At 54.9% G+C, this 21654-nt stretch carries 14 protein-coding genes; 7 read left to right on the top strand and 7 right to left on the bottom strand.

The genetic code is table 11. The features are described from left to right. Window positions 1-155: 155 nt before the first annotated feature. Window positions 156-1478 (top strand): amidohydrolase, encoded by a 1323-nt coding sequence (locus tag H2508_RS09350; protein ID WP_182172304.1) that lies wholly within the window; start codon window positions 156-158, stop codon window positions 1476-1478. Window positions 1479-1606: 128 nt separating this feature from the next. On the opposite strand, the gene H2508_RS09345 is transcribed toward H2508_RS09350, so the two are convergent. Then, complete coding sequence (locus H2508_RS09345; protein WP_182172301.1) at window positions 1607-2233, bottom strand: glutathione S-transferase family protein; 627 nt, start codon at window positions 2231-2233, stop codon at window positions 1607-1609. A 164-nt stretch (window positions 2234-2397) separates the two neighbouring features. Between H2508_RS09345 and H2508_RS09340 the strand changes: the two genes are divergently transcribed. From H2508_RS09340 to H2508_RS09330, 3 genes are all read left to right on the top strand, one after another. Continuing rightward, window positions 2398-2820, top strand: coding sequence for a c-type cytochrome (locus H2508_RS09340; protein WP_235965159.1), 423 nt, complete (start codon window positions 2398-2400; stop codon window positions 2818-2820). A 137-nt stretch (window positions 2821-2957) separates the two neighbouring features. Then, on the top strand, window positions 2958-4103 hold the full coding sequence (locus H2508_RS09335; RefSeq protein ID WP_182172296.1) for an efflux RND transporter periplasmic adaptor subunit: 1146 nt from the start codon (window positions 2958-2960) through the stop codon (window positions 4101-4103). A gap of 9 nt (window positions 4104-4112) precedes the next feature. Continuing rightward, on the top strand, window positions 4113-7271 hold the full coding sequence (locus H2508_RS09330) for an efflux RND transporter permease subunit (RefSeq protein ID WP_182172293.1): 3159 nt from the start codon (window positions 4113-4115) through the stop codon (window positions 7269-7271). 51 nt (window positions 7272-7322) lie between these two features. Here the strand turns inward: H2508_RS09330 and H2508_RS09325 are convergent, their stop codons facing one another. Next, window positions 7323-9071: a potassium/proton antiporter gene (locus H2508_RS09325; protein WP_220463679.1), complete on the bottom strand. Its 1749-nt coding sequence runs from the start codon at window positions 9069-9071 to the stop codon at window positions 7323-7325. Window positions 9072-9081: 10 nt separating this feature from the next. Next, a complete protein-coding gene (gene rep / locus H2508_RS09320; RefSeq protein ID WP_182172290.1) occupies window positions 9082-11082 on the bottom strand; it encodes a DNA helicase Rep in 2001 nt (666 codons plus the stop codon). 232 nt (window positions 11083-11314) lie between these two features. Between rep and H2508_RS09315 the strand changes: the two genes are divergently transcribed. Both H2508_RS09315 and H2508_RS09310 read left to right on the top strand, forming a co-directional pair. Continuing rightward, window positions 11315-12517 (top strand): acetyl-CoA C-acetyltransferase, encoded by a 1203-nt coding sequence (locus tag H2508_RS09315; RefSeq protein WP_182172287.1) that lies wholly within the window; start codon window positions 11315-11317, stop codon window positions 12515-12517. Between the two features lie 35 nt (window positions 12518-12552). Continuing rightward, window positions 12553-14709 carry a 3-hydroxyacyl-CoA dehydrogenase NAD-binding domain-containing protein gene (locus H2508_RS09310; RefSeq protein WP_182172284.1) on the top strand — a complete coding sequence of 719 codons (2157 nt, stop codon included), beginning with the start codon at window positions 12553-12555 and terminating at the stop codon, window positions 14707-14709. A gap of 101 nt (window positions 14710-14810) precedes the next feature. On the opposite strand, the gene H2508_RS09305 is transcribed toward H2508_RS09310, so the two are convergent. The 4 genes from H2508_RS09305 to H2508_RS09290 are packed head-to-tail and all read right to left on the bottom strand — an operon-like array spanning window position 14811 to window position 19831. Further along, window positions 14811-16010: an acetyl-CoA C-acyltransferase gene (locus H2508_RS09305; protein WP_182172281.1), complete on the bottom strand. Its 1200-nt coding sequence runs from the start codon at window positions 16008-16010 to the stop codon at window positions 14811-14813. Next, window positions 16007-17239: an acetyl-CoA acetyltransferase gene (locus H2508_RS09300; protein WP_182172278.1), complete on the bottom strand. Its 1233-nt coding sequence runs from the start codon at window positions 17237-17239 to the stop codon at window positions 16007-16009. Before H2508_RS09300 ends, H2508_RS09305 begins: the two co-directional genes overlap by 4 nt. Continuing rightward, window positions 17236-18915, bottom strand: a complete 1680-nt coding sequence (locus H2508_RS09295) for a class I adenylate-forming enzyme family protein (RefSeq protein WP_182172275.1) — start codon at window positions 18913-18915, stop codon at window positions 17236-17238. The genes H2508_RS09300 and H2508_RS09295 overlap by 4 nt, the downstream gene beginning before the upstream one ends. Before the next feature lies 1 nt (window position 18916). Further along, window positions 18917-19831 carry an NAD(P)H-dependent flavin oxidoreductase gene (locus H2508_RS09290; protein ID WP_182172272.1) on the bottom strand — a complete coding sequence of 305 codons (915 nt, stop codon included), beginning with the start codon at window positions 19829-19831 and terminating at the stop codon, window positions 18917-18919. Between the two features lie 293 nt (window positions 19832-20124). Between H2508_RS09290 and H2508_RS09285 the strand changes: the two genes are divergently transcribed. Then, window positions 20125-21648 (top strand): carotenoid oxygenase family protein, encoded by a 1524-nt coding sequence (locus H2508_RS09285; RefSeq protein WP_182172269.1) that lies wholly within the window; start codon window positions 20125-20127, stop codon window positions 21646-21648. Window positions 21649-21654: the final 6 nt, after the last annotated feature.

Genomic DNA, 21654 nt, shown 5'->3' with positions numbered 1-21654 from the left:
GCTTGCCCCGAGTGGCATTAATCATTTGTGTTATTGCAGCATGACTTTATGAGCAAGGCAATTACAGGTCAGAGCCTAGCCTTCACAATTACTCAGCGGGGCGTACACTTGGACAAGGACATGTAGTTTTAATTGCAGCGATCACGGAGACGCTTATGTTGTCATCTTTTAAGACTGCCGCTGCGGCTTTGGCCCGCGCAGCCGCAGTTTGCATATTGTTATTGCCTGCCTTGAACACTCAGGCGATGGACCTGCGTCAAGCGGCGCTCGCGGTCAATGAGCAGGTGCTGCGCTGGCGCCACGATATTCACCAGCACCCTGAACTGGGTAATCGTGAGACTCGTACTGCTGCCATCGTGGCGGATCACTTGCGAGCACTGGGTTTTGATGAGGTGCAAACCGGCGTCGCCCACACCGGTGTGGTAGGAACACTCAAAGGCGCTAAGCCTGGCCCAGTAGTGGCTCTGCGTGCAGATATGGACGCCTTGCCAGTCACTGAGGCTACGGGCTTGCCTTATGCCTCGACGGTGACTACTGAATATCGCGGTCAGCAGGTGGGGGTGATGCACGCCTGTGGTCACGATGCCCACACCGCTATTTTGATGGGGGTTGCACAGGTCTTAGCAGAGATGCGCGATGAGCTGCCAGGCACAGTGAAGTTTATTTTCCAGCCGGCGGAAGAGGGCGCGCCTGAAGGCGAGGAAGGCGGTGCTAAGTTGATGTTAAAGGAAGGTGTTTTTACCAGCGGTGCCAAGCCTGAAGCCATCTATGGTTTGCATGTTGCGCCCTTTCCCGCCGGGATGATTGGCTATCGAGCGAAAGGTGCAATGGCGGCCTCCGACAGTTTTGAGATCGTGGTTAAGGGCAAGCAGACCCATGGCTCTATGCCCTGGACGGGCGTTGATCCGGTGGTAGTTGCGGGGCAAATTGCTAGTGCTCTGCAGCTGATTCCTGCGCGACAGTTAGATATTACTAATGCGCCAGCAGTTATTTCGGTGGGGGCGATCAATGGCGGTATTCGCCATAACATTATCCCCTCTGAAGTCACTTTGATTGGCACCATCCGCACTTTTGATTCAGCCATGCAGGACGATCTGCACCAGCGCTTACGCAATACCGCTGAGCATCTCGCTAGTGCTTCGGGAGCCACGGCGGAAGTGCTGATTAATCGTGGTTATCCTGTGACTTACAACGACCCGGCTTTAACGGCTAAGGCAGTGCCAGTCCTGAAGTCGCTAGTGGCCAGTGAACAGGCAGTGGTGGAGATGCCTCCGGCGATGGGGGCGGAAGACTTTTCCTATTACCAAAAGGAAATCCCTGGGCTGATGTTTATGCTGGGGGTGAATCCGGAGGGAGTGCCAATGGGAGCAGCGGCACCAAACCATTCGCCTCATTTTATGGTCAATGACGATGCACTCAAGCTGGGTGTGGAGGCACTGGCTGCTCTGGCAGTGAATTACTTAAAAACTAATCAGTAAGCAGCCTTAATGCTACTTGCGCTCCACCATCACAATTGCGGTGGTGGAGCGCACCATTAAGTATCTTTGTACAGTGTTAGCACTTTTTCTGATTCCAGCGAGTAAATCGCATCGCGGGTGCCAAGAGTTTATTTTTTAAGTAGCGCTTGTTGCGCTCGGGGCAGCCAGTCATGAATATGACGACACCTTTCCGGTACGGACTCTTTTACCCAGCCGGCAAACTCGGTGACCACGAGTAAGTCGATGTCCGCTAGGCTGGGCTGGTCACCGGCTAGATAAGGGGATTGCGCTAGGGCTTCATCGACGCTGTCCCAAGCAGCTCCTAGGCGCAGTCGTCCGCGCTCCACCAGTTCGGGGATTTGGGGAATATTGAGCGGCCCCGGAAGGGCGCGATCAGCAAAAGCAGGCTTACCGTTGCGGAGAATTTCAGCAATAGCCGTAAAACAGGTATTAAAGAGTTGGTGATCCCAGCTAATGACTTGTGCCCGCTCCAATGCTGAGCGTCCCAATAGTGGCTTATCGGGGAAGAGCTCCTCTAGGTAGACGCAGGCACCAATCACCTCACTGAGCACGCTGCCGTCGTCCAGGACCAGTGCAGGTACGGTGCAGGCGGGGTTTATGGCGCGAAACTCGGGCTCCAGTTGGGCCTTGGCCATCATATCTACTTGAAGGGTCTCGAGCTCGATACCCTTGTAGTCGATGAATATCTGTAAACGCCTAGGGTTTGGCGCTGGATCGTAGGTGTAAAGTTTCATGGCAGACCTTATTGTTAGGTTTATAATGATAGATCTCTGCTCTAGCATAATAGAGCCTGTAGTGGCGGCCTGTCACTAGTAGCTACAGCTTTGTAGATGATGAGTTTTCCCGCAGAGCATAAGTAGCTATAATGCGCGCCTACTTGCCAAAGGACCGACTAATCATGATTCGTATAGTAATGACCGCAATTGCTCTGGTGGCTGCTATGACAGCTTCAGCTATCGAGCTTAATGATAGTCAGCGCGCTGCTATTGAAGAGCGTATCGCCCCTGTGGGCGAGGTGTGTTTGCAGGGCGATAGCAGCTGTGGCGGTGCCGCAGTGGCCGTGAGCTCTGGTCCGCGCTCTGGTAAAGAGGTTTTTGATGCAGCTTGTATGGCTTGTCACAGCACCGGTGCAGGTGGCGCGCCAAAGCTCGGTGATGTAGCGGCTTGGGCCGATCGCATTGCTAAGGGCAGCGATGCGCTGCATCAGTCGGGCCTCCAAGGGGTGCCTGGTACTAGCATGATGGCTAAGGGCGGCTGCATGAACTGCTCGGATGAAGAAGTGATTGCCGCGGTGGATTACATGGTGGAAGGTAGCCAGTAATTAGCTCCCGAGTTAATCGGCATTAAACTAAAGCCGCGGGGCCGAGAGGTACCGCGGCTTTTTTTGTTTCTAGTATCGCATTGCAGCATGCCCCATGCTTGTTGCAGTCGACGCAAGCAATTGAAGGAGAGAGTAGGGTGAGTTTTCCAAGGTTGACGATAATCGCTGTCTTGTTGCTCATTGCCAGCTGTAGTCAGGAAGCGCCCCCACCACCGATGGTTGAGGTGGTGGTAGATCAAGTGGTCAGCGAGCCTTACCAGCCGCGCTCGTCCTACGTGGGCCGCCTGGAAGCGCAGGATGATGTCACAATTCGTGCCAAGGTGACGGGCTATCTCGCTAAGCGAGCGTTTCGCGAAGGGGAGCTGGTGCAGGCGGGCTCTGTGCTCTACACCCTTGAAGATTCAGAGTACAAGGCCGCCTTAGCGCGCGCCAAGGCCGAGTATGCAGCGGCAAAAGCCACTCAGTCCAATGCCGAGCGCAATTATCGCCGGGGCAAAGAACTGCTTCCTAAGGGGGCTATATCCCAGTCGGAAATGGACAACCTCACGGCTAAAAAACTGGATGCCGATGCGCACATCGAATCCGCCTTGGCCCAAATTCATAGCGCTGAGGTAAATCTCAGTTACACCGTGATCAAAGCGCCCATTTCCGGACGTATTGGTCGCAGTATGGTGAGCCCTGGCGATCTTGTCGGCCCCACATCTGGCGACTTGACCAATCTAGTGAGCATTAACCCGATCGAGGCCCTGTTTCAAGTGAGTGAAGCGACCTATGTGGCGACCGTGGGGCAGCACCTAGGGGCTGAGCTCGACCCCGAGTTACTGCGCAGTGTTGAGGTCACGCTGGAACTAACCAATGGCTTGACCTATCCCGAGGTCGGCAAGATCGATTACTTTTCCAACCGCATTGATACCGCTACTGGGACCATGGAGGCGAGAGCGCTGATTCCAAATCCGCACTCCATTTTGGTGCCGGGGCAGTATGTGCGAGTGATTCTGAAAGATACTAATTTGCTGGAGGGCTTATTCTTGCCACAGGCGGCAGTTCAGGCAGACCAACAAGGTAGCTTTGTGCTGTTGGTTAATAGCGGCGGCGTGGTCGAGCGCCGCAACGTGCAGCTCGGCGAGCGTTTTGATCAGCAAGTGATGGTGCACCAGGGGGTGGATGAGGGTGATCAAGTGATAGTGCGTGGACTGCAACAGGTGCGTCCGGGCATGCCGGTAAAGGTTAAGCCCCTAGTTGCCTCAGACATAGAAGCCGACGAAGCAGCTAACAACTCGTAAGGGGTCGACATGTTCAGTGCCTTTTTTATTCACCGGCCTAAGTTTGCGCTGGTTATTGCGATTGTTATGACGCTAGCCGGTGGGCTGGCTATTTCGGCCCTGCCAATCACCGAATATCCGGCGGTTTCGCCACCCAATATTGTGGTATCCGCGCGCTACCCCGGCGCCTCGGCTGAAGTGGTTGAGGCGACGGTTGGTACGCCGATAGAAAATGCGGTTAATGGCGTGGAAGGCATGATTTATATGTCTTCTAAGAGCGCTAATGACGGTAGCTATTCACTCACCGTTACCTTTGAGGTGGGCGCCGACTCAGATATGGCGCTGGTGCGAGTACAGAACCGAGTTAAGTTGGCTGAGCCTGCACTGCCGCAAGAGGTCACCGCCGGCGGTATTAATATCGATGAGCGTTCGCCTGATATTCTGAAAATCATCAGTTTCAACTCGCCTGATGAGTCGCTGGATTACAAGTTTATTTCCAACTACGTCAAGATCAACGTACAAGCGGCGCTATCGCGCTTAGACGGTATTTCAGCCGCTAACATCTTGGGGGAAGCCGACTACTCCATGCGGCTGTGGCTGGACCCAGACAAGATGGCCAATTTGGGTTTGTCGGTGAGCGATATCGCTAGGTCCCTGCGCGAGCAGAACGTGCAGGTAGCTGCGGGCAAAATAGGAGCCCCACCTTTTGATGGTCAGTTGCAGACGGAATACACCTTGCAGACCAAAGGCCGCTTGGAGGATGTAGAGGAGTTTGAGCAGGTTGTTCTTCGCGCCCGCCCTGATGGTTCAGCTATTTACTTGCGCGATGTGGCCCGAGTAGAGCTGGGGCAGTCTGGCTATAACTTCACCGGTGAGGTGGACGGCTCTCCAGCCGTGAGCGTGGCGCTCTATCAAACGGCCGACGCCAGTGCGCTGGCTGCAGGGCGCGCGGTCGATGAGCTGGTAGAGGAGTTGTCACAGAGCTTCCCCGATGGGCTAACTTACACTATTGGCTACGATCCCACGCGCTATGTGGCTAAGGCGGTGACACAGGTAATCGGCTCGCTGTTTGCGGCAGTGGCTCTGGTAGTGTTAGTGACATTTATCTTCCTAGGTAGTTGGCGTGCCACCTTGATTCCCACGCTGGCGATTCCGGTGTCGCTGATAGCGAGTTTCGCTGTGATGCTAGCGCTGGGTATGTCGATTAATACGGTGACCTTATTCGGACTGATTTTAGCGATTGGTATTGTGGTGGACGATGCGATATTGGTGGTTGAAAACTGCGATCGCCACTTGCGGGCAGACGCCAATTTAACACCCGCAGATGCCGCCTTGATCACCATGCGGGAAGTATCTGGTCCAATTATTGCGACGACCTTGGTGTTGTTGGCGGTATTTGTGCCGGTGGCGATGCTGCCCGGGATCACCGGAGTCATGTACCAGCAATTTGCTGTGACGATCTGTGTCGCAGTGCTGTTTTCATCGCTTAATGCGCTCACTCTGAGCCCGGCCCTCTGTGGTCTTTTACTGAGGCCGGGGCAGCCCAAAGAAGCCCGTTGGTACCAGGCCTTCTTAAGAGGTTTTGGTCGGCTTACCGCGAATTACGATCGCGGCGTACAGTGGATTTTACGGCGTCTGACGGTCGTGTTCGTGATATTTATCGCTTGGATGGCCTGCTTAGCCTTGGGGGTGTTTAACACCCCAACCGCTTTTGTTCCTAATGAAGATAAAGGGGCGATGCTGGTTAACGTGCAGTTGCCCGACGCTTCATCATTGAACCGGACTCAGCAAGTAATGGATAAGGTTGGTGCTCTGCTAAAAGAGGATCCAGCGGTGCAGTCGGTCACAGCCATCACAGGTTTTTCGATATTGAGCGGGGCTCTATCTAGTAACGGCGGTACCTTGTTTGTGGTGCTTAAGCCTTGGGATGAGCGCGAGGATGAAGAGAACAGTGTGTTCAATGTGGCTAAGCGCATTAACGCGCTTGGCTTTGCACATGTTCCTGAAGCGCAAATCGTCGCCATTACGCCACCCGCTGTGCCTGGCATGGGGGCAGTCGGTGGCTTTGAGTTGATGCTGCAGGATACCTTGGCTCGGCCACCGGAGCAGTTGGCAGCGGTACTCAATAACTTTATTGTAGATAGCAATCAGCATCCCGCTTTGCAGGGCGTGTTCAGTACCTACCGCGCTAACGTGCCGCAGTACTTTATCGATGTGGACCGTATTAAAGCCAAGAGTTTAGGCGTGCCTCTGAGTGAAATATTCACTACCTTGCAGGCCCAAATGGGTTCGCTCTATGTCAATGATTTCAACAAGTTTGGCCAGACCTACCGCGTGATTATGCAGGCCGAGGCGCCTTACCGCAGCAATCTTTCCGACTTAGACCACTTCTATATGAAGTCAGAGTTTGGCAACGAGATGGTACCGCTATCTACTCTTGTGACTACTCGCCCGATTCTTGGACCGGATGTGGCGCCGCGCTATAACATGTTCCGCGCGGCATCGCTGCGTGGCAATGCAGCTCCCGGCTATAGCAGCGGTGAGGCCATGGACGCGATGGAGTCACTAGCACAGCAGATACTGCCATCGGGTTATAAAATTGAGTGGACCGGCATGGCTTATCAGCAGCGTGAGGCAGGGCAGACCGCGATCTTGGCCTTCATCATGGCTTTGATTTTTGTCTACCTTTTCCTAGTGGCGCAGTATGAAAGCTGGTCTATTCCTATCGCCATTATACTGGTAGTACCGATGGCTATCGGCGGCGCGATAGCGGCATTGCTGATCACCAACCATGCCCTCAACCTCTACGCTCAGATAGGTTTGGTGCTGCTGTTGGGTATGGCGGCTAAAAACGCCATCTTGATTGTCGAGTTTGCCCAACATCGGCGTGAGCAACTAGGTGAAAGTATTTTGCAGGCTGCGCGAGAAGCGGGCCGCTTGCGTTTTCGAGCCGTCTGTATGACCGCAATTTCTTTCATCTTGGGAATCTTGCCGCTGGTGTTTGCCACTGGCGCCGGTTCTGCTGGTCAGCAGTCACTGGGTATTACCGTACTGGGGGGCATGTTGGCGGCTCTGTTGATTGGGACCTTTTTCACCCCGGGCTTTTACGCCATCGTGCAGGGTGCCAGAGAGCGAGTTAAAGCTAAGTTGGGGATAGTCCCTCGAGGCAAGGGCAAGGCGGCTCAATAGCCTTGCTCAGGGATAAAAGCTTGATTGGTAGACTGTACTAGGCGGCGAGTTTTAGCTCGCCGCCTGCTGCTTTACTACAGGGAGTTTGAGACCAACCTGCAGCAACTTACCTTTGGCCATTTGTTTTACCACTAGCTCGATATCGCCCACATTGACTCGGTCACCTACTACGGGCTTGCCGTGGTAGTGCTTGTTGATCAATTCGCTCAGCGATTGGCGGCGCAGATCATCGGACAAGCTAACCCCGTAAGCCTTGCATAAATCGTCCAGCAGAACCTCGGGGCGCAAGGTGAATTGGCCAAAAAATGCTGTGCCGAGCAAGTGGGCTGGTGTGGGCAATGCCATGAACAGCGCGACGAGATCTGGTGAGTGGTGCGACTGCGCCATTAGCACTAAGTAATCATCAGGCTGTAATAGCCGATCTGGTTCAGGCGGCAGCACTGTGTCGCCACGGATCACCCCGAGCAGTTTTACTCCAGAGGGTATCGGCAGGCGCCGTAGCAGGTAGGAGTCTGCTGGGCTGCCGGCGTGGATGCGATACGCCAAGAGCTCCCGTCCTATCTGGCCGGGTAGAGTGACGCCGAGATGGTCTATGTCTTCAGGTTTAGGAGGTACCTCTAGGCCCAGGCTGCGCGCCAATGGCGCAATGGTCCAGCCCTGTAGGCAGAGGGACAGCAGGACGACGAAGAAGGTAATTTCAAAATAGGTGTCTTTGTGCTCCATACCGTAGAGGTAGGGAAACAGCGCCAGAATAATCGGTACCGCTCCTTTTAAGCCTACCCAACTAATAAAAAATTGCTCGCGAGCTGGGAAGCGGAAAGGTAGCAGACAAATGAACACCGCCAGAGGGCGGGCAAAAAACATCAGTGTTAGAGATACCGCCAGAGCAGGTATGGCGACTTTAGGGTCGAGCAGGCCGGAGGGCGATACTAAGAGCCCCAGTAACAGGAACATGCCGATTTGGCTCAGCCAGGCCAGACCATCGTGCAGCCAGCGCACTTCATGGATATGGTTCATGGGGCGGTTGGCCACCACTAAACCAATCAGGTAAATAGCGAGAAAACCGCTGCCCTGCCACAAGTTGGTCAGGCTGAATATTGTGAGTCCACCGGACATTACCAGCAGCGGGTAGAGCACATGGGGTAGGATGATGCGGTTAAGTATCTGTTGCAGGAGCCAGCCGCCACCGATGCCCATGAGTGCGCCGAGGCCCATCTGGCGGAAGAAGTCGCCGAGAATGTGCAGGTCGACGCTGCCATCGCCAGAAGTTAGCAGGGTCACTAAGGCGATGGTGAGAAAGATCGCCATTGGGTCGTTGGTGCCGGACTCGATCTCTAGTGTGGCGCTGCTGCGCTGCTTCAATTGCAAGCCGGCGGCATTGAGTAGGGCAAATACTGCGGCAGCATCGGTACTGCCAATAATAGCGCCCAGTAAGAGGCCGTCTTGTAGCGGCCAGCCGAGTACCCAGGCGGCAGCTGCGCCCACGGTGCCGCTGGTGATAATCACCCCTAAGGTGGCCAGTGTTAGAGCGGGCTTGAGGCCTACTCTAAAGCTGCTGATATGGGTGCGCAGGCCGCCGTCGAGAAGAATGACAGCCAGGGCGATGTTGCCGACTAAAAAAGCAGTTTCAACGTCACTGAACTGCAAGCCCCCTAAGCCATCTTCCCCGGCCAGCATGCCGACCAGTAAAAACAGTAATAGTGAGGGCGCGCCTAAACGGCGTGAGAGGCCTAGCAGAGCGATACTCACTAGTCCTAGGAAAGCGCTGACAAGGATAAGTTGGTAGCTTTCGTCGATCACAAATAGGGCCTCAGGCGAATAGTGATTTCAAGCTGCTGAGCGTTTCGGCGGCACGTTCCTTATTGGCTTCGACCGACTTCTCATCGCTGCCACCTTGCCATACTAGATCATCGGCAGGCAGTTCGGCGATAAAGCGGCTGGGCTCACAGGGGATGGTGTCGCCAAATTGGCGGCGTTTTTCTGCTAGGGTCATGGTCAAGGTTTGCTGGGCGCGGGTGATGCCCACGTAAGCTAGCCGGCGCTCTTCGGCAATATTGTCTTCTTCAATACTAACTCGGTGCGGCAGAAGGTTTTCTTCCATACCGATAATGTAGACATGGGGGAATTCCAGCCCCTTGGAAGCATGGAGTGTCATCAATTGGACGCAATCATGCCCCGCTTCATCTTCGTCTTGCTGCTCGAGCAAGTCGCGTAAGATCAAGCGGTTGATTGCCTCATCCAGTCCGATGCCTTCATCGCGAGTCAGCTTATCCAAGCTGTCGATCAGGAAGTGGACATTGCTCATGCGGCGCTCGGCCACATCTTCGCTGGAACTCAGTTGCAGCAGCCAGTCTTCGTAGTCAATGTCTCTGATCAGCTGCCGGATACCCGCCACACCTGCTTCGCTATCACTTAAACGGCGCATACTGCCCAGCCAGTAGTGGAACTCCTTGAGGCGCTTCAGGCTGGCTTCGGGTAATACTCCTTCGCCGGCTCGCTCACAGGCCTCGCTCAGGCTACATTGCTGTTCATTGGCAAAGGCGCCGAGCGCTTCTAAGGTGCTGGTACCTAGTTTGCGGCGCGGCACGTTGGCAATACGCAAAAAGGCGTTGTCGTCATCTGCATTCACCAGCAGACGCAAGTAGGCCATGATGTCTTTGACTTCGTTGCGGGAGAAAAAAGAGGTACCACCGCTCAGGTGATAAGGCACTTGATCTTGCTGCAGGGCAATTTCTAGCAAACGCGACTGGTGGTTGCCGCGATACAAAATAGCGTAGTCACCATAAGCCTTGCGCTTGCGCAGACGGTGATCTTGAATCTCGGCGACTACTTGATCGGCTTCGTGGCGCTCGTCGCTGCAGCGTATAATGCGCAGTGGCTCACCGTAGCCCAGCTCGCTCCACAGCTGCTTTTCAAAAACATGGCTGTTATTAGCGATTAGGGTGTTGGCGGCCTTGAGGATGCGCGAGGTGGAGCGGTAGTTTTGCTCCAGCTTAATGACTTTTAGGCCCGGAAAGTCCTCTTGCAGTAACTCGAGGTTTTCTGGTCTGGCGCCACGCCAAGCGTAGATCGACTGATCGTCATCGCCAACCACAGTCAGGCCGCCGCGCAGCCCGACGAGCTGTTTGACCAGTAAATATTGGCTGGTGTTGGTGTCCTGGTACTCATCTACCAGTAAGTAGTGCAACTGGCTCTGCCACTTTTCTAAGATCTCACTCTGCTGTTCAAAAAGGATGGTAGGCAGCAGAATCAGGTCATCAAAATCCAGCGCATTGTAGGCGCGCAGCGCGCGCTGATAACGCAGGTAAGCTTGGGCACAGAGTATGTCTGCAGGTGAGGTGGCGCGAGCCACAGCCTGCTCGGGCAGCACTCGATCATTTTTCCAACTGGAGATGCGCTGGGCAATGGTGCCAGCTTGGTCGCCTTCGGCGCCGTGCTCTTGAATTAGCAGGTCGCGTATCAGGTTGCGGCTATCTTCGCCGTCAAAAATAGAAAAGCCCGACTTGAGGCCCAAATGCTTGCGCTCGCTGCGAATTATCTTCAGGCCTAGCTGGTGGAAAGTGCAAACTGTCAGCCCTTTGGCAGTGCTGCCGCCGATCAGCTTTGAGACCCGCTCTTTCATCTCGCGGGCAGCTTTGTTGGTGAAGGTAACCGCAGCGATTCGCTTGGCACTGATGTCGCACTGCTCGACTAGGTAGGCAATTTTGCGAGTTATTACGCTAGTTTTACCGCTACCGGCGCCGGCCAGTACCAGTAAAGGGCCGTCAATATAGCGGACAGCCTCGCGTTGGCGGGGGTTCAGTTGGGTCACAGGGTACGTCGAAGTGATCAGCAATGGGCTCGAAGTGTAGCATATTTCAACTAGCCCTCCGCGGTCTTTGCCAGCCTTGGGCAGCTAGGGCTAGTTCCCAGCGCAGTTTAATTGACCAGACAGTGCCCCGATTATTGTTTGGCAAAGCTTGAGCTAGACTCAGGCTGCGGTATGTTATCGGGTTACACATGTGCATTTTTAGCCGCGCCAACTTAAATCGCAAGAGGATTCCATGACTCAGGACGCATTCATTTACGACGCCATCCGTACCCCTCGGGGTAAAGGCAAACCCGGCGGTGGTCTTTACGAAGTTAAACCCATTGATTTAGTAGCAACGCTGCTAGATGCGATGCAAGAGCGCAATCAATTTGACCAGGCAGCGGTTGAAGACCTGTTGCTTGCCACCGGTGAGCCGGTCAAAGAGCAGGGTCAAAATATTGCCAAGTCGGCGCTGGTTTATCGCGGTTGGTCAGATCAGACAGTAGGTGCCCAGTTGCATCGCTACTGCGCCGGCGGCCTGGATGCCGTTAATACCGTAGCGATGAAAATCATGTCAGGCATGGAGTCCATGGGCATGGCAGGTGGCGTCGAGAGTATGTCTCGGCTCGGTATTGGCGCTAGCGGCGCGGCTGCCGGTGACCCTTGGGTGGCAATGCAGAGCTTTGGGATTTCCCAGGGCTTGGCAGCGGATCTAATGGCTCAGCTCGATGGTTTCACCCGTGAAGATGTGGATCGCTACGCCTGTGAATCACAGCGCCGCGCTGCTGCTGCCAGAGATGCGGGGCATTTTGATCGCAGTGTGGTGCCGGTGCGCGACCTTAATGGCGTCACCGTGCTCGATAAGGACGAACTGATTCGCCCCACCACGATGGATGATCTGGCGGGTCTTAAGCCTTCGTTCACTATGTTTGAGCAGTATGGTCACGGTGAGTTTCTGAAGTTTAAGTATCCCGAAGTAGAAAAGGTGACTTGTATTCACACCCCAGGTAATAGCTCTGGGGTTGTCGATGGCGCCTCGCTGGTGTTGTTGGGCAACCGCCAAGCGGGTGAAGCGCAGGGCCTCAAGCCCCGCGCTCGAATTCGCGCCTGTGCCCTGACCGGTACTGAGCCCACGCTGATGTTGGGTGGTCCGGCGCCGGCTTCCCGCAAAGCGCTAGCGCTGGCGAGCATGGACGTTGCCGATATCGATTTGTTCGAGCTCAACGAAGCTTTTGCTTCGGTGGTGCTGCGTTACCAGCGTTTGATGGACATTCCCGATGATCGTTTGAACGTCAATGGTGGGGCCATTGCCATGGGCCACCCGATTGGAGCTACAGGGGCGATGATTCTGGGTAGCGCTTTGGATGAACTAGAGCGACGTGACCTCAACACCGCATTGGTAACCTTGTGCGCAGGCGGCGGCATTGGTATCGCCACGATCATCGAGCGGGTTTAAGCCCACCTCAGTAGGACAGAGCGAGCAGACAGATTATGAGTTATATAACGATTAAGCAGGATGCCGATGGCATCGTGGAATTTATCTTCGACCAGAAAGGTAAGTCGGTCAACGTGATGGGCGATGAATACGCCGAGGCGATGCCTAAGGCCTTGGACGATCTAGAGTCGCGTCGAGACTCCATCACGGGTATTTACATTCGCAGTGGCAAGCCCGGCCAGTTTTTTGCCGGCGGTGACATCACCCAAATGCTGGAGATGGATCTCAACCCAGCGCCGAAAGAGCGGCAGGAGATGTTTGAGTCTCTGTTGCAAAGCAAGGAGCCCCTGCGCCGACTGGAAGCCCTGGGTGTGCCAATCGTGGTCGGCATCAATGGCGCGGCACTGGGTGGCGGCTATGAGATTGCGTTGGCCTGTCACTACCGCATCGCCTTGGATAGCGACAAGGTACAAATTGGTTTGCCCGAGGCCATGCTAGGCCTTATGCCAGGGGCCGGTGGTGTAGTGCGATTGGTGCGCCTGCTGGGCATGGAAAAGGCCCTGCCACTGATTGCTCAGGGCAAGCGCTTGCGTGCTGCACGAGCTTTGGAAGCCGGGCTCATTCACGAGCTGGCTGCCGATGAAGAAGCTATGGCGCGCCGCGCTAAAGAGTGGATTAAGGCCAATCCGGATGCGCGCCAGCCCTGGGAAGAAGAGGGCTACACTTTGCCCGGCGGTGGTCCCGATGATCCATCGGCGCAAGGCTTGACCTATTTTGGTCCAGTCAACGTGATGAACCAGACTCGCGGCAATATGCCAGCGCAGCAGGTGATTTTTGCTGCGGTCGTAGACACCGCGAGAGTGGATTACGACACCGCACACATAATTGAAGCGCGTTATTTCCAGCGGCTGTTGTTGGATCAAGTATCGCGCAACATGATGACGGCCTTCTTTGTGCAAATGAACGAACTGGATGCTGGTGCCTCGCGCCCCGCCGGTATTGAGAAGAAGAAAATTAAGCGCTTGGGCATCCTTGGTGCCGGGGTAATGGGCGCTGGTATTGCCTTTAATGCCGCTAAAGTGGGCATCGAAGTGGTGCTTAAAGATCTCGATCAAGAGCGAGCAGAGAAGGGTAAAGCCTACGCAGTTAAAGCTTGTGAGCGCGATCGTCGCATTGATGAAAAAGCGGCAGAGAGTATCTTAGCTAGGATTCATCCCACCGGAGACGTCAATGACTTGGCCGACTGCGAGCTAGTGATTGAGGCGGTCTTTGAAGATCGCGGCGTTAAAGCGGCGGTTACCAAAGAAACCGAAGCGGCACTGAAAGACACTGCGATCTTTGCCAGTAATACCTCGGCCTTGCCGATCACCGAGTTGGCTGAGGCCTCAGTGCGGCCACAGAACTTTATCGGTATGCACTTTTTCTCGCCGGCCGAGCGCATGCCGCTGGTCGAGATTATCACCGGCGCCAAAACCTCAGACGAGGCTTTGGCCCTGGCCTTTGACCTGAGTCAACAGCTGGGCAAAAAGCCCATTGTGGTAAAAGATGCACCGGGCTTTTTCACCACGCGTGTGATCGGTCAAACCATCACCCAGGGGCAGCGTATGTTGGCCGAGGGCGTGAATCCTTCGCTGATAGAAAATGCCGCAGCATTTAATGGCTCTCCGATGGGCCCGCTGGAAACACTTGATAGCATTTCTATTGAAACTGCCTACCATGCCATGAATCAAACGCGCGCAGATATTGAGGCGCGTGGCGAAACCTACAGCATGGCCGCAGAGTCAGAGGTCATCCGAGTGATGGTTGAAGACCACAAGCGAATCGGGCAGCAAAGTGGTGCCGGTTTCTACGACTACAATGAGAAAGGCAAAAAAACCACCACTTGGCCGGGGCTCAAAGAGGCCTTTGCGCCACAGGGTTACACTGATATTCCTTTCCAGGATGTGCGCGACCGACTGTTGTTTGCGCCGGTGTTGGAGGCCATCCGCATCAAGGAGGAAGGTATTATCGGTAGCGTAGCCGATGGCAATATTGGTTCCATCATGGGTATTGGCTTCCCACCTCATACAGGTGGTGTCTATCAGTGCGTTAACGCCTATGGCCTGCAGGCCTTTGCTGAGCGCGCTGCAGAACTGGCCGAGCGCTATGGTGAGGCTTTTGAACCGCCGCAGCTGCTATTGGATATGGCGCAAAGCGGCGAGACCTTTAAATAAGCACTGCTGTTGCTTTAGTGTGATAGCAACAAGGCGGCCCACTCGGCCGCCTTGTTGTTTTAGCCTGCGCATTTAATCTTGCTAAGCGTTTGAGCTTGGCCTCAGTCGAGCCGCTCAATCAAGAGCGCACTGCCGCTGCCGGCAGCACCCGCTGCGGAAACTATTCCGCGCTGTAAATTACGGCGCTCGAGTTCATCTAGTAAGCTGCCAAGCATCATTGCCCCAGTAGCACCCATTGGGTGCCCTAGTGCAATAACACCACCGTTGACGTTGAGCTTGTCTTCACTGATATGCAGTTCCTGCATGGCCATCACAGAGGTGGCGGCGAAGGCCTCGTGAATTTCAAACAGGTCGATATCCGCTGCTTGTAGCTTTTCTCTTGCCAGTAGTGCTCGCACCGCTTCGACGCAGCCACTTAGTACTTGAGTTGGATCGGCGGCTACGGTGTTACTCGCTACAATTTTAGCCCGGGCTTTGCGGCCCGTAGCTTGAGCAAAGCGCTGCCCAGCGACGAGCACGACCGCGGCCCCATCTGCCATGGCCGGGGAGTTACCCGCGGTGTGGATGTGGCTAATTTCTTTAAGCCTTGGATGAGCAGCGAGTTGGTAGGCATCGACGCCGGCGGCACCCGCTGAGGCAAAGACTGGCGCCATAGCGGCTAAGTCTTGTTCAGTGGTGGCGGGGCGAATGCACTCGTCTTGCTCACAGACTGTGCCATCGCTTAGGGTGATGGGAATGATAGAGCTGAAATAACCGGCCTCTCTGGCTTGTGCGGCGCGTCGCTGGCTAGCTATGGCGATCGCATCTGCTTGTTCGCGACTAACACCCTGCAGACTGGCAATTAAATCTGCTCCATTGCCCATCATGAGCATTTGGCAGCGGGCAGCAAAAGCGGGGTCTTTAAATGCTCGAGCATCATCTGACAGCATGGGCACCCGAGACATCATTTCCACCCCGCCAGCAATGACAGCGCTGGCGCCAGCTTGCACTTTGAGGCCGGCCAATGCCACTGCATCGATGCCCGAGGAGCAATAGCGGTTAATGGTCATACCCGGCACCCACTGCGGCCAGCCAGCATAGAGGGTAGAGCTCTTGGCAATATTGCCGGCCTGCTCGCCGTGCTGGGTGGCGCAACCCAATATCACATCATCGATTTGTTTGGGGCTGTAGCCACTGCGCTCAGCAAGTGCTGCATAGAGCTGTGACAGCAGTTCTTGCGGGGTTAAATTGTGTAAGCCGCCACTGTCTTTAGCGCGACCCCGTGGGCTGCGGATAGCGTCGTAAATTAGCGCCTCATTCATGCTCCCACTCCAATGATCAAACTGGCGCAAGTGGTGGCGCTGCCACCGAGGTTAAAGGTGGCCATATTGCGCGCCTTGGCGAGTTGGTAGCCCTGGGCGCGACCGCTCACTTGTCGAGCACAATCCAGCGCCATGCGGACTCCCGTGGCACCCACTGGGTGGCCCAGACCGATGAGTCCGCCACTGGGATTGATCGGGAAGTCGCCATCGGTAGTGATGCGACCTTCTTCGATGGCCTTCCAGCTTTCGCCGGGAGCGGTTAATCCACTGTGATCTATGGCCATGTATTCAGTGACCGAAAAGCAGTCGTGGGTTTCGAGCCCGTCTAGGTCAGTGACTGCCTTGAATTTGGCACGCTGCAAAGCGTCCTGCAGTGTGTCGTGGACATGGGGGAAAATCAGCGGTTGACCTTGGCTGAGCTGCAGCTTGTGCTCTAGCAAAATCGGTGCTGAGCGGTGCCCCCAGCCTTTGATGCGGGGTATATCTGCAAGCTTTAAGCCATTGCGGGTGGCATGTTGAGCGGCGACAGTTTCTGAGGCGAGTATTACACAGGCCGCGCCATCGGTGATCTGGCCACAATCCATTTTCCGTACCCGGCCTTCAATCACTGGGTTTAATTGATCGTCTTCACTGAAGCAGCCCGGGGGGAACTGCCAGTTACGGCTTTGCGCCAGGCTATTATTTTTGGCATTGGCGAAATTGATTTCCGCGATCCGCGCTAGGTGTTCACTGCGTAGGCCATAGCGTTGGTCATACTCCTCAGTGATGCGATCAAAGAGGTGGGGCCAAGGGAAGTCGCAGTCGGTGGCTTCGTGGCCTTGCCATGCAGCAGCACCGAGGTATTCGGCGCCCGTTTTACCATCGACATTGCGCATCATCTCCAAACCCACCACGGCAGCGCAGTGGTAGTGTCCAGCTTCGATGTCACGCATCGCTGCCAGCATAGCCATGGAGCCAGAGGCGCAGGCTGCCTCATGCCTTGAGCTAGCTATGCCATTCAGTTCAGGGTATACCTCGGCAAAGAATCCCCCGATCAAGCCTTGGCGGCTAAATAGGTCGCCAACAAAATTACCTACGTGGCCAACATCAATTTGTTCGGGCTCGATATTGGCGTCGGCCACTCCTGCTTGCAGCACCTCGGCGAACATGTCGTAAATTTCGAGGCCTTCGCGGGCCCAGTTGCGGGCGAAATCAGTTTGGGCGCCGCCCAGTATGTAGACAGTACTCACGAGTTTTCTCCTGGGGCCATCACCACAGCTTGTAATTGTCCTCGAACGACTTTGCCCACCGGATTGCGGGGCAGGGCATCAAGTACTTCCAGTCGTTCAGGTAGTTTGAATTTGGCTATGCCACGTTCTAGCAGCCATGCGCATAAAGCCTCTAGATCGGGCGCCTCGCGACCGGCTGCCGGCACAATGCAGGCGCAGACCCTTTCCTCCAGCACCGGGTCGGGGTAAGCGCAGACCGCGGCCTCGGCTAGGTCGGGGTGGCCCTCCAGTAATGTGTCGATCTCGCTCGGTGAAATTTTCATACCGCCGCGATTGATGATGTCTTTACAGCGCCCGACGATGCGGTAGTAGTTCGGCGGTTCACCGCATATCTCCACTAGGTCACCAGTGCGAAATAATCCCTCGGGTGTAAACACCCCTGCGCCGTTATGGTTTAGGTAGCCATCAAATACAGCCGGTCCTGCGATGCAAAGTTCGCCGGGAACTCCTGCAGTGGTAATTTCTTGGCCACTTTCAGGGTCGATCACCCGGGTGGTAGTAGCTGTGTGGGCGCGGTCCTGCCAAGGCATGCCAGCCACCCCCAATCTTGGGAACATGGTGGCGCGATACTCGGGGCTAGGGGCGGTAGCTGGCGTAGAAAAGAGGCTGATACCCTCATTAGAACCATAAAAGTTAATGATGGCTTTGCCGTATTGCCCTTCGATTTTTTCAATCATGGATGGCGACAAAGGAACCGAGCCTGAACCGAAGGCACGCAGTGAGCTAAAGTCACACTGCTCCCAGAGCTGTGTTTGCTGTGCTAGTTGATTGAGCAGTGCTGGTGGTGCGATGGTAAATGTGACCGCCTCTTCTTGTAGCTGGCGTAGGTAGAGCGGCGGGTCCATCGGGTGATGCAAAATTAAGGAGCAGCCGAGTAAGGCTGAGGGAAATAAAAATCCACCGATAGCAGCCATGTTGATCAGTGGAAAAGGAGCTAGCAGTATTTCGCCTTCTCGGTAGTCACCGGCGGCCATGGTGTACTCAGCGATAGATAGCCACATGTTATGTGAGCGCGGTACCCCTTTGGGGCTGCCGGTGGTGCCAGAAGTCCAGCAGATGGTTACGATATCGTTAGCGTCAGAGCGCTGCTGTTGTAAGTGTTTGGCCAGTGGCTCGGGGTCAAATACATGGCCCGGACCTGCCGCAGCAAAGTCTTCGCCAAGTGCCCACACGGGGTAGTTAGGCAGCGCTTCACGGGCTTGAGCTGCTAGGTCTTGGCCGCGGAAGTCGCTGAGTGTAATGACGGCGGCAGGCTGTAGTTCGTCAGCAAACTGTTTTAGCTCATGAGCGCCGTACTGGACTGGAATTGGTGAAATAATGGCGCCGATTTTGCTGCAAGCATAGTAGCAGGCCACTAGCTCGCTGATATTGGGCAGCTGCACAAGTAGGCGGTCATCTGCGCCGATACCCTGTTGCAGTAATTCTGTAGCCAGCTGATCGCTAAACTGTTGCAGCTCGGCAAAGCTGAGTCGCTGGGCGGGCAGGCCGCAGAGTTCGGCTTTGTTAGGCTGGTCCGCAAGCGCTAAGCGTTCTGGCGCTTTCTTTACCCAAGAGGCGAGCAGGCTATGCAGCGTGTCACTGCCCCAAAAGCCTTGCTCGGTCAGGTCGCGAATACGTTCTGCTGAGCTGGTTTGCATGTTATGGGCCCTCGCAGGCGGCTTGATATTCACGGCTAAGTTGCTCGACCAGATCAGCAATGGGCATTAAAGCATCGATAGCGCCAACTCCTTGTCCGGCGGCCCATACGTCGCGCCAGCGTTTGGCATCGCTGGCAGAGCGGGTGATGTCTATGGCGCCGGGGTCGGGCATGTTGCTGGGGTCATAGCCAGCTTGCAGCAGACTGTTGCGCAGCCAGTTGGCCTTGACGCCGGTGAGGGCGTCGGAGCAAATAATATCTTCAGCACTGGCCTCAATGACCATTTGTTTATAGTCATCTACCGCCATACTTTCTTGGCTGGCGATAAAGCGAGTGCCTAAATAAGCGTAATTAGCTCCGAGTACTTCGGCGGCGCGAATAGCACGGCCCGAGGAAATGCCGCCCCCGAGAACGATGGGGCCACTCCAAAAACGGCGCACTTCTTCGACGAAGGCAAAGGCCGATAGTTGGCCAGTGTGGCCGCCAGCGCCTGCGGCGACAAGTACTAAGCCGTCAACACCAGCGGCAATAGCTTTTTGGGCAAAGCTGACATTGATGACGTCGGCATAGATCTTACCACCGTAGCTGTGCACGCTTTTTACGGCATCTTTGGGGCTTCCCAAGGCGGAAATGACGATCGGCGCTTGGTACTTGCGTGCTAGAGCTAAATCGTCGTCGCGTCGTATATTGGAGCGATGCATCATCACGTTTATCGCCCAGGGTGCATCGCTGGGAGTAAGGGCGGAGGTGATTTGTTTCAGCCAGGACTCCAAATCAGCACTGCTGCGCGCATTCATAGAGGGGAAGCTGCCTACGATACCCGCCTTGCAACTGGCAATTACCATCTCTGGTCCAGACAGCAGGAACATCGGCGCTTGAAAGGCGGGAATGCGAAGCTTCGCAAGCCGTTCTGGCATAGCCTGAACACCTATTACTTTTATTAAAAGACCAAAATGGTAGCCCAGCGTTTTTCCGATGGCAAGGCGCTTAGTTGCTTTTGAATGGTCGAGTTCCTGCTGGGTCTTGCTGTGCTTCACCGAGTTGTGTTGGGGTGCAGTGAAGCGCGCGCAAAAGAACTTGTCACTTTTGTAAACAGACTATAAGCTGCTTAGCAGTCGTGCAAGTTTTATCCCTGGGAAAGACTTGTGCCTGCATTGCTTGCGTAATAAAACTAAGTCTGCGAGAAAGCAGTGATAGACGGGAGATGTCCATGCAATCGCTTCGCAACATCACAGAGTTTCCCTCGGTAGAGCTATGCATTGGCGGGGTCACTGAGTTTGCTGATACCCAGCCCTGGATCTATGGTTTAGACAATCCTTATCTGCACGGCGTGTATGCGCCGACAGTTAATGAGCTAGATGTCAGTGGCTTGGCAGTGGAAGGTGAGTTGCCGAAGGATCTCAGTGGCGCCTACTTTCGCAATGGCCCCAACCCAATCCATCAACCGAAGAACCGGTATCACCCCTTCGATGGCGATGGCATGATTCACGGCGTTTATTTTCGCGATGGCACTGCGACTTACCGCAATCGCTATGTCGATACATTGGCCTTGCGCAAGGAGCTGGCTGATGGTTTCTCCGTATCGCCCGGGGTCATGGGCCCCTTTGATTACAACTTGTCTCCCTTTGGCATTAAAGACACCTCCAATACCGATGTGTTCTTTTACAACGGCGATTTAATGAGCCTGTGGTACAACGCCGGAGATCCCTATCGAGTGGACGCAGGGGATCTCTCTACCAAAGGCTACTTCGATTTGTCTGCTAGGCCGCAGCGGCGTATGTCTGCGCACTCCAAAGTAGATATGAACAGCGGTGAGCTACTGTTTTTTGATTACGGCGATCAGCCGCCTTATATGACTTACGGAGTGGCCAATGCCCGCGGTGAGCTGCAGCACGAGGTGGAAATTGAACTGCCTGGGCCGCGACTACCCCACGATATTGGGGTCAGCCGCAATTACACGATTCTGCATGACCTACCGTTTTTCCACGATGTCAATGTGCTGCGCCAGCACGGCTACCGCGTACTCACTTTTCACCGAGATATCCCGACCCGCTTTGGCATCATCCCACGCCACGGTACAGGTCAAGAAGTGCGCTGGTTTGAGTGTGAGCCCTGTTACATCTTGCACACTAGCAACTGCTGGGAAGAGGGTGATTGGTTGATTATGGACGGCTGTCGCTCGACTAATCCGATGCCACAAGCACAGCCCGGTGAAGGTGAGTTAGCCAGTATGTTGGCTTACATGCGCCTCGAGGCGAATAACTATCGCTGGCGCTTCAACTTGCGCACTGGCGAGGTCCGCGAGGGTGATATCGATGACCTCAATACCGAGTTCAATAAAACCAATCCCTTATATATGGGTATTAAGAGCCGTTACGCCTATCACCAGCGCATCCCTCTGCACCACGAAGGTGGCTACACCTTGCGTTTTACTGGCTTAGTTAAATATGACAATGAAAGTGGTCGGCGCTGGCAGTGGGATTATGGCAAGGGCGTATTTGGTAACGAAGCGGTATATGCACCCCGTATAGGTGCGACCAGCGATTCTGCTGAAGACGACGGCTATGTCATTACGCTGACCACAGACAGCAATACTTGGCAGTCATACTGTTTGGTATTTGATGCTGCAGATATAGAGGCCGGCCCCGTAGCGAAAGTGAAATTACCACATCGTGTGCCCTTTGGTTTTCACGCGGCCTGGGCCCCTGGAGAAGATTTGTACGCAATAAGTTGAATGAGC

The organism is Sediminihaliea albiluteola, assembly GCF_014077625.1.
GTDB lineage: Bacteria > Pseudomonadota > Gammaproteobacteria > Pseudomonadales > Halieaceae > Sediminihaliea > Sediminihaliea albiluteola.
The sequence above is the reverse complement of the archived record's forward strand: the minus strand, read 5'-3'. Positions and strand labels throughout refer to the sequence as shown.

Coding starts and splice junctions, on each gene's coding strand:
- H2508_RS09350 (WP_182172304.1), top strand. CDS start 156: ATGTTGTCATCTTTTAAGACTGCCGCTGCGGCTTTGGCCCGCGCAGCC.
- H2508_RS09345 (WP_182172301.1), bottom strand. CDS start 2,233: ATGAAACTTTACACCTACGATCCAGCGCCAAACCCTAGGCGTTTACAG.
- H2508_RS09340 (WP_235965159.1), top strand. CDS start 2,398: ATGATTCGTATAGTAATGACCGCAATTGCTCTGGTGGCTGCTATGACA.
- H2508_RS09330 (WP_182172293.1), top strand. CDS start 4,113: ATGTTCAGTGCCTTTTTTATTCACCGGCCTAAGTTTGCGCTGGTTATT.
- H2508_RS09315 (WP_182172287.1), top strand. CDS start 11,315: ATGACTCAGGACGCATTCATTTACGACGCCATCCGTACCCCTCGGGGT.
- H2508_RS09310 (WP_182172284.1), top strand. CDS start 12,553: ATGAGTTATATAACGATTAAGCAGGATGCCGATGGCATCGTGGAATTT.
- H2508_RS09305 (WP_182172281.1), bottom strand. CDS start 16,010: ATGAATGAGGCGCTAATTTACGACGCTATCCGCAGCCCACGGGGTCGC.
- H2508_RS09295 (WP_182172275.1), bottom strand. CDS start 18,915: ATGCAAACCAGCTCAGCAGAACGTATTCGCGACCTGACCGAGCAAGGC.
- H2508_RS09290 (WP_182172272.1), bottom strand. CDS start 19,831: ATGCCAGAACGGCTTGCGAAGCTTCGCATTCCCGCCTTTCAAGCGCCG.
- H2508_RS09285 (WP_182172269.1), top strand. CDS start 20,125: ATGCAATCGCTTCGCAACATCACAGAGTTTCCCTCGGTAGAGCTATGC.